At 50.5% G+C, this 20,256-nt stretch carries 19 protein-coding genes, 2 rRNA genes and 1 pseudogene; 12 read left to right on the top strand and 10 right to left on the bottom strand.

The features are described from left to right. Positions 1-104: ribosomal RNA gene (locus OOJ59_RS21085) — 23S ribosomal RNA — on the top strand; the annotation flags it as partial. A gap of 99 nt (positions 105-203) precedes the next feature. Further along, positions 204-319 (top strand): 5S ribosomal RNA (rrf, locus tag OOJ59_RS21080). A 125-nt stretch (positions 320-444) separates the two neighbouring features. Here the strand turns inward: rrf and mobB are convergent. Together mobB and mobA are read right to left on the bottom strand one after the other, a co-directional pair. Further along, on the bottom strand, positions 445-948 hold the full coding sequence (mobB, locus tag OOJ59_RS21075; protein ID WP_160956395.1) for a molybdopterin-guanine dinucleotide biosynthesis protein MobB: 504 nt from the start codon (positions 946-948) through the stop codon (positions 445-447). Continuing rightward, the gene (gene mobA / locus OOJ59_RS21070; protein ID WP_085049695.1) at positions 945-1,529 is read right to left on the bottom strand and encodes a molybdenum cofactor guanylyltransferase MobA; all 585 of its coding nucleotides are present in this window, start codon (positions 1,527-1,529) and stop codon (positions 945-947) included. Before mobA ends, mobB begins: the two co-directional genes overlap by 4 nt. A 69-nt stretch (positions 1,530-1,598) precedes the next feature. Between mobA and OOJ59_RS21065 the strand changes: the two genes are divergently transcribed. The 3 genes from OOJ59_RS21065 (at position 1,599) to dsbA (ending at position 3,571) form a co-directional block, all read left to right on the top strand. Further along, positions 1,599-1,868, top strand: coding sequence for a YihD family protein (locus tag OOJ59_RS21065; RefSeq protein WP_003028616.1), 270 nt, complete (start codon positions 1,599-1,601; stop codon positions 1,866-1,868). Positions 1,869-1,944: 76 nt separating this feature from the next. Beyond that, a complete protein-coding gene (locus tag OOJ59_RS21060; RefSeq protein ID WP_160956394.1) occupies positions 1,945-2,931 on the top strand; it encodes a serine/threonine protein kinase in 987 nt (328 codons plus the stop codon). A gap of 16 nt (positions 2,932-2,947) precedes the next feature. Next, entirely contained in the window at positions 2,948-3,571 is a 624-nt protein-coding gene (dsbA, locus tag OOJ59_RS21055) for a thiol:disulfide interchange protein DsbA (RefSeq protein WP_038635827.1), read from the top strand. A gap of 13 nt (positions 3,572-3,584) precedes the next feature. Here the strand turns inward: dsbA and OOJ59_RS21050 are convergent, their stop codons facing one another. Next, positions 3,585-4,439, bottom strand: coding sequence for an acyltransferase (locus OOJ59_RS21050; RefSeq protein ID WP_233600368.1), 855 nt, complete (start codon positions 4,437-4,439; stop codon positions 3,585-3,587). On the opposite strand from OOJ59_RS21050, the gene OOJ59_RS28275 reads away from it, so the two are divergent. The 3 genes from OOJ59_RS28275 to OOJ59_RS28270 all read left to right on the top strand — a co-directional run bounded on the left by OOJ59_RS28275 (position 4,333) and on the right by OOJ59_RS28270 (position 7,884). Next, positions 4,333-4,668, top strand: coding sequence for a hypothetical protein (locus OOJ59_RS28275; RefSeq protein ID WP_226809311.1), 336 nt, complete (start codon positions 4,333-4,335; stop codon positions 4,666-4,668). The genes OOJ59_RS21050 and OOJ59_RS28275 overlap by 107 nt on opposite strands. A gap of 215 nt (positions 4,669-4,883) precedes the next feature. Next, positions 4,884-7,670, top strand: coding sequence for a DNA polymerase I (gene polA, locus OOJ59_RS21040; protein WP_085049698.1), 2,787 nt, complete (start codon positions 4,884-4,886; stop codon positions 7,668-7,670). Positions 7,671-7,836: 166 nt separating this feature from the next. Continuing rightward, the gene (locus tag OOJ59_RS28270) at positions 7,837-7,884 is read left to right on the top strand and encodes a spot 42 RNA, inhibition of DNA synthesis (RefSeq protein ID WP_071892919.1); all 48 of its coding nucleotides are present in this window, start codon (positions 7,837-7,839) and stop codon (positions 7,882-7,884) included. A 119-nt stretch (positions 7,885-8,003) separates the two neighbouring features. On the opposite strand, the gene yihA is transcribed toward OOJ59_RS28270, so the two are convergent. Continuing rightward, positions 8,004-8,636: a ribosome biogenesis GTP-binding protein YihA/YsxC gene (yihA, locus tag OOJ59_RS21035; protein WP_069324898.1), complete on the bottom strand. Its 633-nt coding sequence runs from the start codon at positions 8,634-8,636 to the stop codon at positions 8,004-8,006. A 209-nt stretch (positions 8,637-8,845) separates the two neighbouring features. Here yihA and OOJ59_RS21030 point away from each other — a divergent pair. The 3 genes and pseudogenes from OOJ59_RS21030 (at position 8,846) to hemN (ending at position 11,272) form a co-directional block, all read left to right on the top strand. Then, positions 8,846-9,094, top strand: a pseudogene (locus tag OOJ59_RS21030) (hypothetical protein). Between the two features lie 103 nt (positions 9,095-9,197). Beyond that, positions 9,198-9,710, top strand: coding sequence for a Der GTPase-activating protein YihI (gene yihI / locus OOJ59_RS21025; protein WP_038635839.1), 513 nt, complete (start codon positions 9,198-9,200; stop codon positions 9,708-9,710). Between the two features lie 188 nt (positions 9,711-9,898). Next, positions 9,899-11,272, top strand: coding sequence for an oxygen-independent coproporphyrinogen III oxidase (gene hemN / locus OOJ59_RS21020; protein WP_160955944.1), 1,374 nt, complete (start codon positions 9,899-9,901; stop codon positions 11,270-11,272). A gap of 89 nt (positions 11,273-11,361) precedes the next feature. Here hemN and OOJ59_RS21015 read toward each other — a convergent pair whose 3' ends face one another. The 4 genes from OOJ59_RS21015 to glnA form a co-directional block, all read right to left on the bottom strand. Next, positions 11,362-11,472, bottom strand: coding sequence for a YshB family small membrane protein (locus OOJ59_RS21015; RefSeq protein WP_003028631.1), 111 nt, complete (start codon positions 11,470-11,472; stop codon positions 11,362-11,364). 112 nt (positions 11,473-11,584) lie between these two features. Beyond that, positions 11,585-12,994 carry a nitrogen regulation protein NR(I) gene (gene glnG, locus OOJ59_RS21010; RefSeq protein ID WP_038642954.1) on the bottom strand — a complete coding sequence of 470 codons (1,410 nt, stop codon included), beginning with the start codon at positions 12,992-12,994 and terminating at the stop codon, positions 11,585-11,587. A gap of 11 nt (positions 12,995-13,005) precedes the next feature. Next, positions 13,006-14,055 (bottom strand): nitrogen regulation protein NR(II), encoded by a 1,050-nt coding sequence (gene glnL, locus OOJ59_RS21005; protein WP_038635845.1) that lies wholly within the window; start codon positions 14,053-14,055, stop codon positions 13,006-13,008. Between the two features lie 300 nt (positions 14,056-14,355). After that, entirely contained in the window at positions 14,356-15,765 is a 1,410-nt protein-coding gene (gene glnA / locus OOJ59_RS21000) for a glutamate--ammonia ligase (RefSeq protein ID WP_038635848.1), read from the bottom strand. A gap of 380 nt (positions 15,766-16,145) precedes the next feature. Between glnA and typA the strand changes: the two genes are divergently transcribed. After that, on the top strand, positions 16,146-17,969 hold the full coding sequence (gene typA, locus OOJ59_RS20995; protein WP_003028641.1) for a ribosome-dependent GTPase TypA: 1,824 nt from the start codon (positions 16,146-16,148) through the stop codon (positions 17,967-17,969). A gap of 70 nt (positions 17,970-18,039) precedes the next feature. Here the strand turns inward: typA and ompL are convergent, their stop codons facing one another. Beyond that, positions 18,040-18,732, bottom strand: a complete 693-nt coding sequence (gene ompL / locus OOJ59_RS20990; protein ID WP_085049701.1) for a porin OmpL — start codon at positions 18,730-18,732, stop codon at positions 18,040-18,042. Between the two features lie 66 nt (positions 18,733-18,798). Next, a complete protein-coding gene (locus OOJ59_RS20985) occupies positions 18,799-20,220 on the bottom strand; it encodes an MFS transporter (RefSeq protein WP_085049702.1) in 1,422 nt (473 codons plus the stop codon). Positions 20,221-20,256 lie beyond the last annotated feature (36 nt).

Raw genomic sequence — 20,256 nt, 5'->3', positions numbered from 1 at the left:
GGGTCCTGAAGGAACGTTGAAGACGACGACGTTGATAGGTCGGGTGTGTAAGTGTAGCGATACATTGAGCTAACCGATACTAATGAACCGTGAGGCTTAACCTTACAACGCCGAAGATGTTTTGGCGGATTTGAGAAGACAGATTTTCAGCCTGATACAGATAAGATTAACCGGCCAAAAAGCGGGTTAATAAACAGAATTTGCCTGGCGGCTGTAGCGCGGTGGTCCCACCTGACCCCATGCCGAACTCAGAAGTGAAACGCCGTAGCGCCGATGGTAGTGTGGGGTCTCCCCATGCGAGAGTAGGGAACTGCCAGGCATTAATTAAAGTGAAAAAGCCCATCCTGCCGGATGGGCTTTTTTGCGTCTGTGGTGAACACAGCCGTTGTGACCTGGATGTAGGCCTGATAAGCGCAGCGCATCAGGCACATTGCGGCACCGTGGTTATCTTCTTACCCATTGCATAACAAAATCAGCAATTTGCTGTATATCATTAATATCTAATGATGGAACATCCACAGGTAACGGAAGATCACTGGCAACCGCGATAACAAACTCATCCATCGCCAACTCTTCAGAACTATGTCCGCAGCCCTCGCGAAAAAGCAGGATCTTCGCAACAGGTTCATGCTTAAATCCCTCAACCAGTACCATATCCAACGTCGAAGCATCCATCCTGCTTACCAGATACGCTAAATCCAGTTCGGGTTCTTCCGGTGTTTCTACCATTAACGCCCAACGTTGCTGACTGGCGACCAGTGTTTGTGCCGCCCCTGCCTTGCGCAGTTCATAGCTATCTTTGCCGGGCTTGTCGATATCCATATTATGGTGAGTATGCTTAATCAATCCGGGTCTAATACCTCTGGCGCGCAGCTCAGGGATCAGTTTCTTTAGCAGCGTGGTTTTTCCCGTACCGCTCCATGCCGCAATGGCAAGTAATGGGATCATGATTTTTCCTGCCATTTTGCGAGTTCTTCAGGTGTGTTCACGTTTACGAATGCATCTTTATGATCGCTGAAATCGACGGCATGACCGCCAGCCTGACGCATAAAAATCATGACGCGTCGTTCACCTGACTGAAGATAATCCTGTAGCAAGGGCTGCAAGGAACGGTGCATCAGGGCAATGGTCGGGTGATCTCTTTCCCCATCATGCACCCAGACGATTGGTGCAGCTTTGCGCTGCTCTTTTAAACGAGAGACCAGATCGTGAGGAATATAGGGCATATCGCACGGGCAGAACAAAAACCAGTCTCCCGCTTGCTGCAGGAATACCGACAGCATCCCGGCCAGTGGGCCAGGGAAATCGGCCAGGGCATCGGGAATAACTTTCAGGCCGCTTTGTTGGTAGATATCCCGGTGGCGATTGGCATTAACGACTACGGTTTCGACCTGCAAAGCGAGGGTATCGGCTACATGCCGCCAAAGCGGTTTACCGTCCAGCTCAAGCAGACCTTTATCCGTTCCGCCCATCCGTCTGGCCTTACCGCCCGCCAGCACAACCCCTGTTATTGCACTATCCAGAATCACTGATATCGCCTCTTTTAATGTGGGATTGACCCTGCTAACGTATCCGTATTGAGCCTAAGGAGCACAACCATGAAATGTAAACGCCTGAATGAAGTTATTGAACTCCTCCAGCCAGCCTGGCAGAAAGAACCCGATCTTAACCTGATGCAATTTTTACAGAAACTGGCGCAAGAGTCAGGTTTTGACGGTGAACTGGCGGATTTAACTGATGACATTCTGATCTATCACCTGAAAATGCGTGACTCGGCGAAAGACGCCGTCATCCCAGGTATTCAGAAAGATTATGAAGAAGATTTTAAAACAGCCCTTCTCCGCGCACGTGGCGTAATTAAAGAGTAAAAGCTTGTAATCGCCGCCACCGAAAGCGCTGCGAAATGATATCCTGAATCATTCGTAGTATTTTCCGGATGATGGGATGAACGACAACGCTTTTACTTTCCAGACGCTACACCCGGATACCATCATGGATGCGCTGTTTGAGCAGGGGATCCGGGTGGACTCCGGGCTTACCCCGCTTAACAGCTATGAAAACCGTGTCTATCAGTTTCAGGACGAAGACCGCAGACGCTTTGTCGTTAAGTTTTATCGCCCTGAGCGTTGGTCCGTCGATCAGATCCAGGAGGAGCACCAGTTTGCTCTGGAGCTGGTGAGCGATGAAGTGCCGGTTGCTGCACCGTTGGTACTGAATGGCCAAACGCTGTTAAGCCATCAGGGTTTTCATTATGCGATCTTCCCAAGCGTCGGCGGACGCCAGTTTGAGGCAGATAACATCGATCAGATGGAGGCGGTTGGGCGCTATCTGGGGCGTATGCACCAGACTGGCGGTAAGCGTAATTTCGCTTTCCGTCCCACGATTGGCCTTGAAGAGTATCTGACCGAACCGCGTAAACTGTTTGAACAGGCCCAACTTATTCCTTCAGGGCAAAAAGCAGCCTTCCTGAAAGCAACGGATGCACTTATTAAAGTGGTTTCCGAATGCTGGCATACGCGTTTTACCACATTACGCCTGCACGGTGATTGTCATGCCGGCAATATTCTGTGGCGTGACGGCCCAATGTTTGTCGATTTAGATGATGCCCGCAATGGTCCGGCTGTTCAGGATTTATGGATGCTCCTCAATGGTGATAAAGCTGAACAACGCATGCAGCTTGAAACCATTATCGAGGCTTATGAAGAGTTTAGTGAGTTCGACACGACAGAAATCGGACTGATCGAACCTTTACGTGCTATGCGTTTAGTTTATTATCTTGCATGGCTGATTCGACGTTGGGGTGACCCTGCGTTTCCAAAAAACTTCCCGTGGTTAACCGGGGAAGATTACTGGCATCGTCAGACCGCAACTTTTATTGAGCAGGCAAAAATTCTGCAAGAGCCCCCCTTACAATTAACGCCAATGTATTAATCGGAGAAACTTGAACATGAAAAAAATATGGCTGGCGCTGGCTGGTATGGTTTTAGCTTTTAGCGCATCTGCGGCGCAGTTCCAGGATGGCAAACAATACATCACTCTGGAAAAGCCTGTTGCGGGTGAACCGCAAGTGTTGGAGTTCTTCTCCTTCTACTGCCCGCATTGCTACCAGTTTGAAGAAGTGCTTCATGTGTCTGATAACGTGAAGAAAAAACTGCCGGAAGGCACCAAGATGACCAAATACCACGTCGAGTTTCTTGGGCCTTTGGGTAAAGATCTGACGCAGGCCTGGGCTGTTGCTATGGCACTTGGCGTTGAAGATAAGGTCACTGTTCCGCTGTTTGAAGGGGTTCAGAAAACCCAGACCGTTCAGTCTGTTGCAGATATCCGTAAAGTGTTTGTCGACGCGGGTATTAAAGGTGAAGACTACGATGCGGCATGGAACAGCTTTGTGGTGAAATCACTCGTGGCGCAGCAGGAAAAAGCGGCGGCTGATTTACAGCTGCAGGGCGTTCCGGCGATGTTCGTGAATGGTAAATACCAGGTAAACCCGCAGGGCATGGATACCAGCAGCATGGATATCTTTGTACAGCAGTATGCGGATACAGTGAAATTCCTGGTTAGTCAGAAGTAAAAGCGAAAGCCGGTCATTGACCGGCTTTTTTGTTTGTGGCTTTAATCGCATCTATTTGCGCGTCTTTCTCGCTCCAGAGCGTATTCAACCATAGCTGAAACCGACGCTTGAAACCTTTATCGTTCACGTAATCACCGTGCAACTCTTCTTGAATTTGCTCCAGGTTCACCCGCACGACAATACGCGTTAATTTGCCGCTCAGCATATCGTAGAAAGGGCGGCGGCTATTTTCCGGGTAGCACAACGTGACGTTCAGCAACTTATCAAACTGCGACCCCAGCACATTCAATGCCATAGCGATACCGGCCGCCTTAGGTGGGAGCAGGTTTTGATAGGGGGAGCGGGTTTGCTCACGTTTCTCGTTAGTAAAGCGTGAACCTTCGACAAAATTCACGATAGTTGTCGGGTGTACGCGAAACTTCTCGCAGGAACGACGCGTTGTTTCCACATCTTTACCGCGCCGTTCCGGGTGACGGAGCAGATAGCCGCGTGAATAACGTTTCATAAACGGCATATCCAGCGCCCAGCAGGCCAGGCCAATAAACGGCACCCAGGCCAGCTGTTGTTTGAGAAAATATTTATTCATCGGGATGTGCTTACGGAACAGAACGCAAAGCACAACGATATCGGCCCAGCTGTAATGATTACAAATGAGCAGATACCAGTTTTTTTTGCTAAGACCTTCCAGCCCTTCGACGTCCCACTTCAATCGTGGATTGAGGTGTAGAAGTAGCGCCAGACCTTCACACCAGCAATACATCATGAAATTACAGAAGATGGAAACCTTGCGCCAAACGACAGGAACGGGCAAAAGGAGTTTTACAACCCCGGCAAGGATGATCGGCACAGAACAAAAAATCGTGACCAATATGGTCAATACGATACTCAGCAACAGCGTTATCGCAGCGAGTATTCTTGTCATAATTAAATTATTCAAAAGGTTAGCCATAGACAGTGCGCTAAAGAGGCGCAAGGGGCTAATTTTATCAGAAAACGAACCAAATGATGGATCTTCCCTGAATAGAAAAAAAAGGAATATCTATCCACATCAGGAGACAAGCGATAAAAATGGAATAAAATGCTGTAAGTTTCTTTAATTAACTGAAATATATGAAAAAATGTAATTGTTCAATAATTAACGTGCTATATTTAAAGCGCTGAAAATTATTTATTCACAAAGTTATCCACAGTTTGATTTGCGATCAAAGCAGAAGAACTGCAAAAGTTTTTCGACAAAAACGGCGAAAAACTCATGTTTTCATCCCGTCTGTGGCATCCTTTACCCATAATCTGATAAACAGGCACGGACATTATGGTTCAGATCCCAGAAAACCCACTTATCCTTGTAGATGGCTCATCTTACCTTTATCGCGCATATCACGCGTTTCCGCCGCTGACTAACAGCGCAGGAGAACCTACTGGTGCGATGTACGGTGTTCTCAACATGTTGCGTAGCTTGATTCTACAATATCAGCCGACCCATGCTGCTGTGGTATTCGACGCTAAGGGTAAAACCTTCCGTGATGAATTATTCGAGCATTACAAGTCACATCGCCCGCCAATGCCTGACGATCTGCGTGCGCAGATTGAACCTCTGCATGCGATGGTAAAAGCGATGGGGCTGCCATTACTGGCTGTTTCAGGCGTGGAAGCCGATGATGTTATCGGTACGCTGGCGCGTGAAGCGGAAAAGGTTGGTCGTCCGGTGTTGATCAGTACCGGTGATAAAGATATGGCTCAGCTGGTGACACCGAACATCACCCTGATCAACACCATGACCAATACGATCCTCGGCCCGGATGAAGTGGTGAATAAATACGGTGTGCCACCTGAGCTGATCATTGATTTCCTGGCGCTGATGGGCGACTCCTCCGATAACATTCCAGGCGTTCCTGGCGTGGGTGAGAAAACGGCTCAGGCTCTGCTTCAGGGGCTGGGTGGGCTGGATACCCTCTATGCAGAATCAGACAAGATCGCGGGGCTGACTTTCCGTGGCGCAAAAACTATGGCGGGCAAACTTGAGCAGAATAAAGAGGTGGCGTACCTCTCTTATCAATTAGCGACCATTAAAACGGATGTGGAACTGGAGTTAACCTGCGAGCAACTGGAAGTAAAGCAGCCCGCAACAGATGAACTGCTTGGTCTGTTTAAACAGTACGAATTTAAGCGTTGGGTTGCAGACGTAGAATCCGGTAAATGGCTACAGGCGAAAGGAACGAAGCCAGCGGCTAAACCGCAGGAAACAATCGTCGTCGAGGCTACTCCGGAAGAACCTGCGACGGCTCTTTCCTACGATAATTACGTGACGATTCTGGATGAAGCGACGCTGGAAGAGTGGATCGCGAAGCTGAAAAAAGCGCCCGTCTTCGCCTTTGATACAGAAACTGATAGCCTGGACAATATCTCCGCGAATCTGGTTGGACTGTCTTTTGCCATTGAACCGGGCGTGGCGGCGTATGTTCCTGTTGCCCATGACTACCTGGACGCCCCCGATCAGATCGCGCGCGACCGTGCGCTGGCGCTGCTAAAGCCGCTGCTGGAAGATGAGAACGCGCACAAAGTCGGGCAAAACCTGAAGTACGATCGCGGCATCCTGGCGAATTATGGCATCGAGCTGCGCGGCATCACCTTTGACACCATGCTCGAATCCTACATTCTTAACAGCGTCGCTGGACGACACGATATGGACAGCCTGTCGGACCGCTGGCTGAAACATAAAACTATCACCTTTGAAGAGATCGCCGGAAAAGGCAAAAACCAGCTGACCTTTAACCAGATAGCGCTGGAAGAGGCCGGTCGTTACGCTGCGGAAGACGCCGACGTTACGCTACAGCTGCATCTGAAGATGTGGCCAGAATTGCAGCAGCATAAAGGGCCGCTGAACGTCTTTGAAAATATTGATATGCCGCTGGTGCCGGTTTTGTCTCGCGTTGAGCGCAACGGTGTGAAAATCGATCCGGCTGTTCTGCACAAGCATTCAGAAGAGCTGACGCTGCGTTTGAACGAGCTGGAGCAAAAAGCGCACGAGATTGCCGGCGAAGCGTTTAACCTCTCTTCCACCAAGCAACTGCAAACCATCCTGTTTGAAAAGCAGGGCATTAAGCCGCTGAAGAAAACGCCTGGCGGCGCACCATCAACATCGGAAGAGGTACTGGAAGAGCTTGCGTTGGATTACCCATTGCCGAAAGTGATCCTGGAATATCGCGGGTTAGCAAAACTGAAGTCGACCTATACGGACAAGCTTCCGTTGATGATTAACAAGAAAACCGGGCGCGTACATACCTCCTATCATCAGGCTGTTACCGCGACCGGGCGCTTGTCTTCAACGGATCCGAACCTGCAAAACATCCCGGTACGTAATGACGAAGGTCGTCGTATTCGCCAGGCGTTTATTGCGCCGGAAGACTACGTGATTGTTTCCGCGGACTACTCGCAGATTGAACTGCGTATCATGGCGCACCTCTCGCGTGATAAAGGCTTGCTTACCGCATTTGCCGAAGGGAAAGATATTCACCGCGCAACGGCCGCTGAAGTCTTTGGCTTACCGCTGGATTCAGTAACTAACGAACAACGCCGCAGCGCGAAAGCTATCAACTTCGGTCTGATCTACGGGATGAGCGCCTTTGGTCTTGCTCGCCAGTTAAATATTCCGCGCAAGGAAGCACAGAAGTACATGGATCTCTACTTCGAACGCTATCCTGGCGTGCTGGAATATATGGAACGCACGCGTGCACAGGCAAAAGAGCAGGGTTACGTTGAAACGCTGGAAGGTCGTCGCCTCTATTTGCCGGATATTAAATCCAGTAATGGCGCTCGTCGTGCGGGTGCTGAACGTGCCGCAATCAACGCCCCGATGCAAGGTACTGCCGCAGACATTATTAAGCGAGCCATGATAGCCGTAGACGGATGGCTGCAAACCGAGCAACCGCGCGTGCGCATGATCATGCAGGTTCACGATGAACTGGTGTTTGAAGTGCACAAAGATGACCTGGAAAGTGTGTCGAAAAAGATCCATCAACTGATGGAAAACGAGACCCAGATTGACGTGCCGTTATTAGTGGAAGTCGGTAGTGGTGAAAACTGGGATCAGGCGCACTAAGGGGTGACTGAATAACGGCCTTTTTTCGTAACTAAGCAACATAAGATAGAACTTTTTGTGATGTCCATTAGAATTCCCTATGTAAGGAATGAAAAAAAATTACAAAAAGTGCTTTCTGAGCTGCTCAAAAAAGAGTAAAGTTATTCTCGTAGGGTACAGAGGTAAGATGTTCTATCTTTCAGACCTTTTACTTCACGTAATCGGATTTGGCTGAATATTTTAGCCGCCCCAGTCAGTAATGACTGGGGCGTTTTTTATTGTGCGCAAGAAAAGTTTCGCTCACGCCGTAGGCCGGATAAGACGCGCAGCGGCGCCATCCGGCATAGCGGGGGATTATTCCCCGTCCTGAATCTCTTCAACCGGTGCCAGTTCACTAAACCAGCTATCCAGCTTCTGACGCAGTTTGTCTACGCCCATTTTTTTCAGTGATGAAAAGGCTTCTACCTGCACATCGCCATTAAATGCCAGCACGGCTTCACGTACCATATTCAGTTGAGCTTTGCGCGCGCCGCTGGCCAGCTTGTCTGCTTTGGTCAGCAGCACCAGAACCTGAACGTTGCTCTCTACCGCCCATAGGATCATCTGCTGGTCCAGATCTTTAAGCGGGTGACGAATATCCATTAACACGACCAGGCCTTGCAGGCTCTGACGCTTTTCCAGATATTCCGCCAGTGCGCGCTGCCATTTGCGCTTCATCTCTTCCGGCACTTCGGCGTAACCATACCCCGGCAGGTCAACCAGACGTTTGCCGTCAACGACTTCAAACAGGTTGATGAGCTGAGTACGGCCCGGTGTTTTAGATGTACGCGCCAGACTCTTTTGATTAGTCAGGGTATTTAGCGCACTGGATTTGCCTGCGTTGGAACGGCCAGCAAAAGCCACTTCGATTCCGGTATCGGAAGGTAAGTGGCGAATATCAGGCGCACTCATCACAAAATGCGTCTGTTGATAATTCAAGTTAGTCAAAGCGGTCCTCTCCATCAATCAAGGCTTTGCAGCGATTATACCTGAACACCAGCAAAAGGCTGGTTTTTCGACGCGTAGCCAGTGTAAGTAAAAACCACTCACTTTGTGAGACATTGCCGATAGTATCTATACGAGATGACAGGGTAAAAAATTACATAGCCTAAATAAATCATATGGTTACGGTTGGGCGGTATTCTTAAAATCCGAAATTGTTACCTTGGTTACTTGTACGTTTAAGCCAAAACGGTAAAGTAGTGCCCATAGCGAGGAAGCTGACAGGATAGACGACTCAGGATGAGGGTCAGGAGCGCCAGGAGGCGAAGACACAGGATTGTCAGGAAGACAAACGTCCGGAGACGTTAGTAAAAGGAAATGGAAACAACACGGAATGTTTCAGGCTAAGGGAAAAACAGGGTGTGTTGATAGCCAACAGGGATAGTAGAGCCCGTAAGGGTTGAGAGTCAGGAAAAAAGGCGACAGATTACTCTGTCGCCTTTTTTCTTTATTTCTGCTAGATTCCGGCGCAAATATATACTGAATAAAAACAGCCAAAGACGAATCATGATGAAACCAACTTCTACACCACGCGGTAAAGGTCCTGCAAAAGCGCGTCGTAAAACACGCGAAGAAATTAACCAGGAAGCTCGCGACCGTAAGCGCCAGAAAAAACACCGTGGCCATGCGGCGGGTAGCCGTGCGTCCGGAAGCGATGGCGCATCTGGTGGCGGAAAGCAAAATAAGCAACAAGATCCTCGTATTGGCAGTAAAACCCCCATTCCATTGGGCGTGACCGAAAAAGTCACCAAACAGCACAAACCGAAGAGTGAGAAACCTATGCTTTCACCACAGGCTGAGTTGGATTTACTGGAAACGGATGAGCGCCTGGATGCGCTGTTGGAACGTCTTGAAGCAGGAGAAACCCTGAGTGCGGAGGATCAGACCTGGGTTGATGCCAAGCTGGATCGCATTGATGAGCTGATGCAAAAGCTGGGTCTCTCTTACGATGACGAGGAAGACGAGGAAGAAGAAGAAAAACAGGAAGACATGATGCGCCTGCTGAAAGGCGGCAACTAACGGTTTTACACCGTGGGTCTTCCCGTCCTGCTTATAACCCTTCCGGTTATATGTTATCTGGTGTGGTTATTCGTTAAACTACAGCGGTTGTCGCGGCGACAGAAGTGGCTGCGCAACCGGCTTATTACTCGCACAGGGGTTAAGCCGGTACGCCGTACCCGCCAGAGACGCCATCGGAAGGAGTGAGCATGTCAGAGCAGCTAATAGACTGGGACCTGGCCCTGATCCAGAAATATAACTATTCCGGGCCACGATATACCTCGTACCCAACCGCGCTGGAGTTTTCTGAAGACTACGGCGCCGAGGCGTTTTTAAACGCTGTGGCGCGATACCCTGAGCGTCCGCTCTCGTTGTACGTTCACATCCCGTTCTGCCATAAACTGTGTTACTTCTGCGGCTGCAACAAGGTTGTGACGCGTCAGCAGCATAAAGCCGATCAATACCTCGATGTGTTAGAACAAGAGATCATTCATCGCGCACCGCTGTTTGCCGGACGCCATGTCAGCCAACTGCACTGGGGCGGCGGCACGCCAACGTACCTGAATAAAGCGCAAATCAGCCGTTTGATGTCGTTGCTGCGTGGCAACTTCAACTTTAATGTGGACGCGGAAATCTCGATCGAAGTTGATCCACGTGAAATTGAGCTGGATGTACTCGATCACTTACGTGCTGAAGGTTTTAATCGCCTGAGCATGGGCGTACAGGATTTCAATAAAGAAGTTCAGCGTCTGGTTAACCGTGAGCAGGATGAAGAATTTATCTTTGCGTTGCTGAATCATGCGCGGGAGATTGGCTTTACCTCGACGAACATCGATCTGATTTATGGCCTGCCAAAGCAGACGCCGGAGAGCTTCGCCTTTACCCTGAAACGTGTGGCTGAGTTAAATCCAGACCGATTGAGCGTTTTTAACTACGCGCATTTGCCAACGCTGTTTGCTGCTCAGCGCAAAATCAAAGATGCTGACCTGCCCAGCGCGCAACAGAAGCTGGATATCCTGCAGGAGACCATCTCGTCACTGACCGAAACCGGTTATCAGTTCATTGGCATGGATCACTTTGCTCGCCCGGATGACGAACTGGCGGTTGCTCAACGCAAAGGTGTGCTGCATCGTAATTTCCAGGGGTATACCACCCAGGGGGATACCGATCTTTTGGGGATGGGCGTATCGGCCATCAGTATGATTGGCGACAACTACGCGCAGAACCAAAAAGAGCTGAAGCGCTATTATCAGCAGGTAGACGAGCAGGGGAACGCGTTATGGCGTGGAATTGCGCTGACCCGCGATGACTGTATTCGTCGGGATGTGATTAAGCTGCTGATCTGCAACTTCCGCCTCGACTATGCCGCCGTGGAACAGCAATGGGATCTGAATTTTGCTGACTATTTTGCCGAAGACCTGAAACTGCTGGCACCGCTGGCGAAGGATGGGCTGGTGGATGTGAATGAGAAGGGGATTCAGGTTACGCCTAAGGGCCGCCTGCTGATTCGGAATATTTGCATGTGCTTTGATGCCTATCTGCGCCAGAAAGCGCGGATGCAGCAGTTCTCACGCGTCATTTAGCCGGGTTGCCCGGTGGCGCTGCGCTTACCGGGCCTACACGTTGCGACAACCTGTAGGCCGGATAAGCGTTAGCGCCATCCGGCACATTGTCAGCTGAACAGTCCAACCAGCGCCGCGCACAGCACTGCGGCAACCGCAGTTTGTGGCGTATGGCTTTCGACCGCACCGCTCGACAGCAGATTAATCATTGATTCCAGCATGATGACTTCCCCCCGTTAGCCGGGCACGATCATACTTAACTCATCGGAACAGTAAAGCGCAAAATAGCAGCAATTTGCGCTCAATTATCAATCTTTACACAGCGACAGATCGTCACTCCATTCCGAGTTCTTTTAACTTACGCGTCAAGGTATTACGGCCCCAGCCGAGCAAACGCGCTGCTTCCTGTTTATGCCCCTGGGTATGACGCAGCGCGGTGGTCAACAGCGTGCGCTCCATCTCTGGTTGAGCTTCAGAAAGCAAGTTTTGATGACCGGAACGTAATGCCCGGTCTGCCCACTGCGCTAACAGCGTTGCCCAACTGTCCGGCTGCATAGTGGACGGCGCGTCTGGCACGCTGGTTTCAAAAAGCTCGGTCGGCAAGTCCTGAATCAATACTTCCTGTCCGGCAGCCATGACGGTTAACCAGCGGCAGGTGTTTTCAAGCTGGCGTACGTTGCCCGGCCAGGCCAGACGCGTAAGCGCTGCCTCGGTTTCGGGATGTAATTGCTTGGCTTCCACCCCCAGCTCGCGGGCCGCTTCCTGCAGGAAATGACGTGCCAGGCGAGGGATGTCTTCCCGACGTTCACGCAGCGGGGGCAAATGAACGCGAATGACATTCAGACGGTGGAATAAATCCTCACGGAATTTGCCTTCCTGTACGCGCAGTTCCAGATTCTGATGCGTGGCGGCGATGATGCGAACATCCACTTTCACCGGCGCATAACCACCCACACGGTAGAACTGTCCATCGGCTAATACGCGCAGTAAACGCGTTTGCACGTCCAGCGGCATATCGCCGATTTCGTCGAGGAACAGCGTACCACCGTCAGCCTGCTCAAAACGCCCCTGACGAATGGTATTTGCCCCGGTAAACGCCCCTTTCTCATGACCGAACAGTTCAGACTCGATCAAATCTTTCGGGATAGCCGCCATGTTCAGCGCGATAAACGGCGCTTTGACGCGTGGGCTGTGGCGGTGTAGGGCATGAGCGACCAGCTCTTTACCGGTCCCGGACTCTCCATTAATCAATACGCTGATTGAAGAACGTGAAAGCCGGCCAATAATGCGAAAAACATCCTGCATCGCCGGCGCTTCGCCAATGATGTCGGTCGTTGGACCGTGGATTTGTACATTACGCGGCTGCTGCTGTTCCTGATAATGACTGATGGCGCGTTCGACCAGCGCCACAGCTTCGTCAATATCAAAAGGTTTGGGCAGATAATCAAACGCCCCTTGCTGGTAGGCGCTGACGGCGGCATCCAGATCGGAATGCGCCGTCATTATGATGACCGGAAGCATCGGATGACGCTGTTTGATCTGTTTTAACAGGGTCAGGCCATCCATACCCGGCATGCGAATGTCTGACAACAGCACGTCCGGTGTTTTGCTGGCCAGTGCATCCAGTACCTCTTTACCGCTTTCAAATGCGGTACAGCTCAGACCAGCTCCTGCGAGCGCACGTTCTAGCACCCAACGGATGGAACTATCGTCATCAACGACCCAGACTATTCCTCGTTGCATAAACGTCACCTTTATTTCCTGATAGGCAGGTAAACCGAGAACTCGGTATGACCCGGCCAACTGGTAAATTCAATTTTGCCGGAATGCTGATCAATTAAATTACGGGCGATGGATAACCCAAGGCCGGTACCGCCCTCGCGACCGCTGACCATTGGGTAGAACAGCGTGTCCTGCAAATGAGGGGGAATACCCGGGCCGTTATCCTCAACATCGATCCGCGCCGCCAGACGGTAACGCACGCCGTGCAGCGTGAGCTGAAACGCAGTGCGGGTACGCAGTACGATCTCGCCGCCTTCCGGCCCTAACGCTTGCAGGGCATTGCGCACGATATTCAGCAGAACCTGTTCTATCTGGTCCGGGTCGTGCAATAACTCAGGCAGGCTCGGATCGTAATCACGAATTAGCGTAACGTTTTCTGGCACTTCCATCGAAACCAGCGCCACCACACGCTCCGCCACTTTGTGAATACTTTCCGTGATATGCATGCCCGGTTGTTGCGGTCCTAACAGACGGTCGACCAGATTACGCAGGCGATCGGCCTGCTCAATAATAACTTTGGTATATTCGGTCAGCGCCGGGTCCGGGAGCGCTTTACTGAGAAGCTGCGCCGCGCCGCGTAAACCGCCCAACGGGTTTTTAATTTCATGCGCCAGACCGCGTACCAGATCGCGGGCGGCAATTTGCTGGGCATGCTGGAGCTGTTCCTGACTCAGACGGCGCTGGTTATCCATTGGCGCCATCTCCAGCAGGATAAGCCCATCAGGCAGCCTCTGGGCGGTCACAGAGAGGATATGCGAGTGGCTGTCTATCACCAGCGTCACTTCGTTATCCGTAAAGCCCTGACCAGCTTCCAGGCTCTCACGCATCAGTCCGATGTTTAACGAAAAATAACTCAACAGATCGGGCAGCGGTGTACCAAACAGTTTGCGGGAGCTTTGGGCGAGCAGTTGTTGCGCCGCCGGGTTGGCGTAATGTATCGACAGCTCATCGTCGACGAGTAAGATGCTATTGATTAAAGAATTGAGGATCTGCCCAGCATCGGGCAGCGTGCCGGTTGCCATTCAGCAGTCTCCTGAAAAGTGTTGCACCATTTTAGTGCATTATAGCTTTTTTATGGATAAAAAGCGCGAGAAAGCAGGTTGTTAGTGGAGAAAAAAGCCCATCCAGAGATGGGCTAAAAGTTCCACGGCAACTAAAACCTTCGTCTTTCTCCCTACAGCTGTGTTGGCTGCTTTTGCTCACCCCAGTCACTTACTTATGTAAGCTCCCGGGGATTCACTCAATTGCCGTCTTGCTGTAGCAAGAAATCCATTGGTTATTACACCCTCTGCACGTTTTTATGTGAGAGTGTAAAAGTTAAATTAAACGCTGTAGTACAGCTCAAACTCTACCGGGTGCGGCGTCATGCGCACACGGTCATCTTCTTCACGACGCAGCGCAATGTACGCATCGATCGCTTCATTGGTGAACACGCCGCCTGCAGTCAGGAACTCGCGGTCCAGATCCAGTTCTTTCAGTGCTTCTTCCAGAGAACCTGCAACCTGTGGGATCTCCTTCGCTTCTTCAGGCGGCAGGTCGTACAGGTTTTTGTCCATCGCTTCACCCGGGTGGATCTTGTTCTTAATACCGTCAAGACCCGCCATCAGCAGCGCGGCGAAGCACAGGTACGGGTTAGCAGCCGGGTCCGGGAAGCGCACTTCGATACGACGCGCTTTCGGAGAAGCCACTACCGGAATACGGATAGAAGCAGAACGGTTACGGGCAGAGTAAGCCAGCATTACCGGCGCTTCGTAACCCGGGACCAGACGCTTGTAGGAGTTGGTGGTCGGGTTCGCCAGGGCGTTGATCGCTTTAGCGTGTTTGATAACGCCGCCGATGTAGTACAGCGCCTGCTCAGACAGACCCGCATATTTGTCACCGGAGAACAGGTTTACGCCGTTCTTGGACAGGGACATGTGGCAGTGCATGCCGGAACCGTTATCGCCAAACATTGGTTTTGGCATAAAGGTCGCGGTTTTACCGAAACGGTGAGCGACGTTGTGAACCACATATTTGTAGATCTGAATTTCGTCCGCTTTTTTGGTCATGGTGTTGAAGCGGGTCGCGATTTCGTTCTGACCAGCAGTCGCTACTTCGTGGTGATGCGCTTCAACGACCAGGCCCATTTCTTCCATGATCAGACACATGGTAGAACGGATGTCCTGAGAAGAATCTACCGGAGGAACCGGGAAGTAACCGCCTTTCACGCCCGGACGGTGACCTTTGTTACCACCTTCGTATTTGGTGGAGGAGTTCCATGCGCCCTCGATATCATCGATAGCCACGTGGGAACCGGAAATGGACGCGCCGAAACGGATGTCGTCAAACAGGAAGAACTCTGGCTCTGGCCCGAACAGAACGGTGTCTGCGATGCCGGTAGAACGCAGGTACTCTTCAGCGCGTTTAGCGATGGAGCGCGGGTCGCGGTCGTAGCCCTGCAGCGTACCGGGTTCCAGGATATCACAACGGATGATCAGGGTGGACTCTTCATAAAACGGGTCAATGAGTGCAGTAGACGCATCTGGCATCAGAACCATGTCTGATTCGTTAATGCCTTTCCAGCCACCGATTGAGGAGCCGTCAAACATTTTGCCTTCTTCAAAGAATTCGGCATTTACCTGATGAGCAGGAATAGTGACGTGCTGTTCTTTACCTTTAGTATCAGTGAAGCGCAAATCAACAAACTTCACTTCGTGTTCGTTCAGCATCGTCAAAACGTGTTCAGCGGACATACTTACTCTCCCGGATTGGTCATGGTCGTCGTGGTAACGAAGTCTTCAATTCTGCAAAAAATTGGCCGTGTCGCCGTAAAAAAGATAAAGCGAAATCTGTGCCAACTTTTAAATTGCCCCTAAAAGGCGTTATCATGCGCACTATCGTGCAAAGGGGCTGCACCATGAAGGATGTATTGCACCATTATAGTGCTTTAATGTGAACATTAAGCACCATATTGGTGCAACGCACCCCAGATTACCCCTTTTAACGCTCCGTGAATGTGATCACAAAGAAACTCTGCAATACTTGTTTGCGGAGGATGTTTGTGATCCTGTTTTGTACTGCGATTAATCCGTGTACAATAACGCGCTATTTCTAAAATGCCTGAGGCAAAGTTGTGATCGAAAATTTGCGTAACATCGCCATCATCGCGCACGTAGACCATGGTAAAACGACCCTGGTAGACAAGCTGCTCCAACAATCCGGTACGTTCGATGCACGTGCTGAAACCCAAGAGCGCGTGATGGACTCCAACGATTTGGAGAAAGAGCGTGGGATTACCATCCTCGCTAAAAACACCGCTATCAAATGGAATGACTACCGTATCAACATCGTTGACACCCCGGGGCACGCCGACTTCGGTGGTGAAGTTGAACGTGTAATGTCCATGGTCGACTCCGTGCTGCTGGTGGTGGATGCAATGGATGGTCCGATGCCGCAGACGCGCTTCGTGACCAAAAAAGCCTTTGCCCATGGCCTGAAGCCAATTGTTGTTATCAACAAAGTTGACCGTCCTGGCGCGCGCCCTGACTGGGTTGTTGATCAGGTATTCGACCTGTTCGTTAACCTCGACGCTACCGACGAACAACTGGACTTCCCGATCGTTTACGCTTCCGCGCTGAACGGTATCGCAGGTCTGGATCACGAAGATATGGCGGAAGACATGACTCCGCTGTATCAGACCATCGTTGATCGCGTACCGGCTCCGAACGTAGACCTTGACGGCCCGCTGCAGATGCAGATCTCTCAGCTGGACTACAACAACTACGTTGGCGTTATCGGTATCGGCCGCATCAAACGCGGTAAAGTTAAACCGAACCAGCAGATCACTATCATTGATAGCGAAGGCAAAACCCGCAACGGTAAAGTCGGTAAAGTTCTGACCCACCTGGGTCTGGAACGTATCGAGAGTGATATTGCCGAAGCAGGCGATATCATCGCGATCACCGGTCTGGGCGAACTGAACATCTCCGACACCATCTGCGACCCGCAGAATGTCGAAGCGCTGCCGGCTCTGTCCGTTGATGAACCGACCGTAACCATGTTCTTCTGCGTAAACACCTCTCCGTTCTGTGGTAAAGAAGGTAAATATGTTACCTCTCGTCAGATCCTTGACCGCCTGAACAAAGAGCTGGTGCACAACGTTGCGCTGCGCGTTGAAGAAACCGAAGATGCGGATGCGTTCCGTGTTTCCGGTCGTGGTGAGCTGCACCTGTCTGTTCTGATCGAAAACATGCGTCGTGAAGGTTTCGAAATGGCGGTTTCCCGTCCGAAAGTTATCTTCCGCGAAATCGATGGCCGTAAACAAGAGCCGTTCGAAAACGTAACGCTGGACGTTGAAGAGCAGCATCAGGGTTCTGTGATGCAGGCTCTGGGTGAGCGTAAAGGCGATCTGAAAAACATGAATCCAGATGGCAAAGGCCGCGTACGTCTTGACTACGTGATCCCAAGCCGTGGTCTGATCGGCTTCCGTTCAGAATTCATGACCATGACCTCCGGTACCGGTCTGCTGTATTCCACCTTCAGCCACTACGACGACGTTCGTGCGGGTGATGTGGGTCAGCGTCAGAACGGCGTACTGATCTCCAACGGCCAAGGTAAAGCAGTTGCGTTCGCACTGTTCAGCCTGCAGGACCGCGGTAAGCTGTTCCTGGGTCACGGTGCTGAAGTTTACGAAGGCCAGATCATCGGTATTCACAGCCGCTCTAACGACCTGACCGTAAACTGCCTGACCGGTAAGAAACTGACCAACATGCGTGCGTCCGGTACTGACGAAGCAACGGTTCTGGTTCCGCCGGTTAAGATGACTCTGGAGCAGGCTCTGGAATTCATCGATGACGACGAACTGGTAGAAGTGACTCCAACCTCTATCCGTATCCGTAAGCGTCACCTGACTGAAAACGATCGTCGCCGTGCAATGCGTGGCGCGAAAGAAGAGTAATTAACGCTCTTTCTCAGGTAAGCATAAAAAAGCCGCTGGTTATCAGCGGCTTTTTATTATCTCGGGAGTATCAGAAGAAATACTTTGCCCCAATACGAATCTGATTTTGCTCGCGATGATAAGGTTCCACATTGCGATCTAACCAGCGTAACTCCAGATAGGGTAGCCAGTGTTCATTGATACGATACTTAAAGGTATTTGTAATTTCCCAGTGATGATCTTTTCCGTTACTGCTGTTGAAGTCATTAACTCGTATAAAATAGTGCGGCTCAAAGGTATAGGAAAACTTATCGGTGATAGTAAAATTCCAGTAGTTACCTATTTCATAGGTATCGTTATTATCCTGATCACCGTTTAGGTCGGTTGAACTGTAGTTATTATGGTTATAACGATTACGCACGGTAAGATTAAACCACGGGGTAAATTTATAATTAACATCCAGGTAGGCAGCGCCACCGGAACCCGTACTCTTATCATTGATCAACCCACCGGGCTGGATAGTTAATTTATCCGTTGGTTTAAATAAAGGATACCAACCTTCTATTTCGTTATAGCCGTGTTTTAACTCATCCTTGCGTTGCATGGTGTAGGTGTTGGTGAGCATGATACCTGCGCCCATATCGGAGTTATAGCCAACGCGCATCATCACTTCTATCTGATCGGATGCCAGATTATATGCCTCGCGGTTCTCGACATAGGCGCCTGCAAAAACAGAAGTAGACATAACAGAGGATAAGAGAATTATTGTTGTTAACTTTTTCATAATAAATCCATTTTTTAAGCGTAGGGAGGCCGCCATCCATTAAGATGGAATAAGCGGCAATTATTTTTATACGTTTACAGCAGAGGTATTATTTTTAGTGGTAACAGGATCCGCTTGAGTGTTGTTTTTCTTCCGTTGGCTGATTTCCTCAATAATAAAAGCAAAACGCGTTTCATTGAGTTTATAAAATAAACCCATCGTGAATGCAGCGATAATAGCCAGCCCGCAAGGCCACAGAAAAATAAGCTGACGCAGGCCAAGCAGGGTGGCATCGCTCTGGGTTATGTTGGGAATATAACCGATTTGCGTCAGCATGATGCCTGGCAGGAAGCCCGCGAGCGCAGCGGAAATTTTGCGAGAAAAGGTATAACCCGTATACACCGAACCTTCCGCGCGGATCCCCGTTTTCCATTCGCCATAATCGACCGTATCCGGAACCAACGCCCAGTTCAGGCTGTTGACGAATGCTGTCCCGAAGAAGGCCATACAGGAGAATGTTACGAACAAAAATGACGTACTGCCCCAGAAAAAGTTCAAAACATCACCGACAGCCCATAATGCCAAACCGCCGAGATAAACCTGCTTTTTACCGAAGCGTTTCACGGTCGCGGGAACCAGCAACACGCCGACCAGAATGCATCCCATGCTGAAAAAACCCATCCACGACAGCAGATGAATATCATTGAGCACGTACTGGGTGTAATACACTTGGATTGCCAGTTTGATGTTGAATGCGGCCAGTGTACACAGGTTGGCGACACACAGCACCAGCAGCGGGGGATTACGGAAAATGGCACAGAATGATTTGAGAATGCTGGGCTTATGGTGATCCGGCACGATTTCGATATAACGTTCTTTCACACCGCTAAAGCACCACCACATGCTGAACAGCCCGCAGACTGAAAAGATCAATGCGGCAATCAGATAACCCAATGAGGGGGAACTGACAAACAGCGCCTGAATCGGCATAAAGCCAACGGTACACAATAGCAGACCCATGGTTGCGCCGCCCTGACGCCAGGCGGCGAGCTGAGCGCGTTCATGTGGGTTTTTCGTGATAGCTGGCACCATCGCGCCGTAGGAGCAGTTCATCAGGCTATAGAACAGACCAAACAGCATAAACAGCACCGTCGCCAGCCCGGTTTTCACCGTGAGCGTAAAATCTGTCGCTAAAAACTGCGCGCTGGCAACGATTGCGACAGGGAATGACGCATATAAAATAAAGGGTCTGAATTTTCCTTTTGTGCCAATATTTCGCCTTGAGTCCAGCAATACACCGGTCAGCATATCGGTAAAGGCGGTGAAGAACTTCGCCACCAGAAAGATAATCCCACCGTAATATGCAGGCATCCCTAGTTCATCGGTATAAAATTTAAGCAGATACAGCGTGCCGATACACAGCATCAAATTTGAGCCGAAGTCACCCACTCCGTAGGCGAATTTTTCACGCAGGCTCAGTTTTAGCGTTAGCGGATCATGAAAAGACATAATCGCTCCTCAATAGCGCCCCGTAGAGCGCTATTC

It is taken from the genome of Citrobacter sp. W9, assembly GCF_026719375.1.
Taxonomy (GTDB): domain Bacteria; phylum Pseudomonadota; class Gammaproteobacteria; order Enterobacterales; family Enterobacteriaceae; genus Citrobacter; species Citrobacter werkmanii.
Note: the sequence above shows the minus strand (reverse complement) of the source record. Positions and strands in the feature narration are given on the sequence as shown.

Coding starts and splice junctions, on each gene's coding strand:
- dsbA (WP_038635827.1), top strand. CDS start 2,948: ATGAAAAAAATATGGCTGGCGCTGGCTGGTATGGTTTTAGCTTTTAGC.
- polA (WP_085049698.1), top strand. CDS start 4,884: ATGGTTCAGATCCCAGAAAACCCACTTATCCTTGTAGATGGCTCATCT.
- glnG (WP_038642954.1), bottom strand. CDS start 12,994: ATGCAACGAGGAATAGTCTGGGTCGTTGATGACGATAGTTCCATCCGT.
- OOJ59_RS21060 (WP_160956394.1), top strand. CDS start 1,945: ATGAACGACAACGCTTTTACTTTCCAGACGCTACACCCGGATACCATC.
- mobB (WP_160956395.1), bottom strand. CDS start 948: ATGATCCCATTACTTGCCATTGCGGCATGGAGCGGTACGGGAAAAACC.
- OOJ59_RS28275 (WP_226809311.1), top strand. CDS start 4,333: ATGAAATTACAGAAGATGGAAACCTTGCGCCAAACGACAGGAACGGGC.
- glnL (WP_038635845.1), bottom strand. CDS start 14,055: ATGGCAACCGGCACGCTGCCCGATGCTGGGCAGATCCTCAATTCTTTA.
- ompL (WP_085049701.1), bottom strand. CDS start 18,732: ATGAAAAAGTTAACAACAATAATTCTCTTATCCTCTGTTATGTCTACT.
- OOJ59_RS21015 (WP_003028631.1), bottom strand. CDS start 11,472: ATGCTGGAATCAATGATTAATCTGCTGTCGAGCGGTGCGGTCGAAAGC.
- hemN (WP_160955944.1), top strand. CDS start 9,899: ATGTCAGAGCAGCTAATAGACTGGGACCTGGCCCTGATCCAGAAATAT.
- glnA (WP_038635848.1), bottom strand. CDS start 15,765: ATGTCCGCTGAACACGTTTTGACGATGCTGAACGAACACGAAGTGAAG.
- OOJ59_RS21065 (WP_003028616.1), top strand. CDS start 1,599: ATGAAATGTAAACGCCTGAATGAAGTTATTGAACTCCTCCAGCCAGCC.
- yihI (WP_038635839.1), top strand. CDS start 9,198: ATGATGAAACCAACTTCTACACCACGCGGTAAAGGTCCTGCAAAAGCG.
- OOJ59_RS20985 (WP_085049702.1), bottom strand. CDS start 20,220: ATGTCTTTTCATGATCCGCTAACGCTAAAACTGAGCCTGCGTGAAAAA.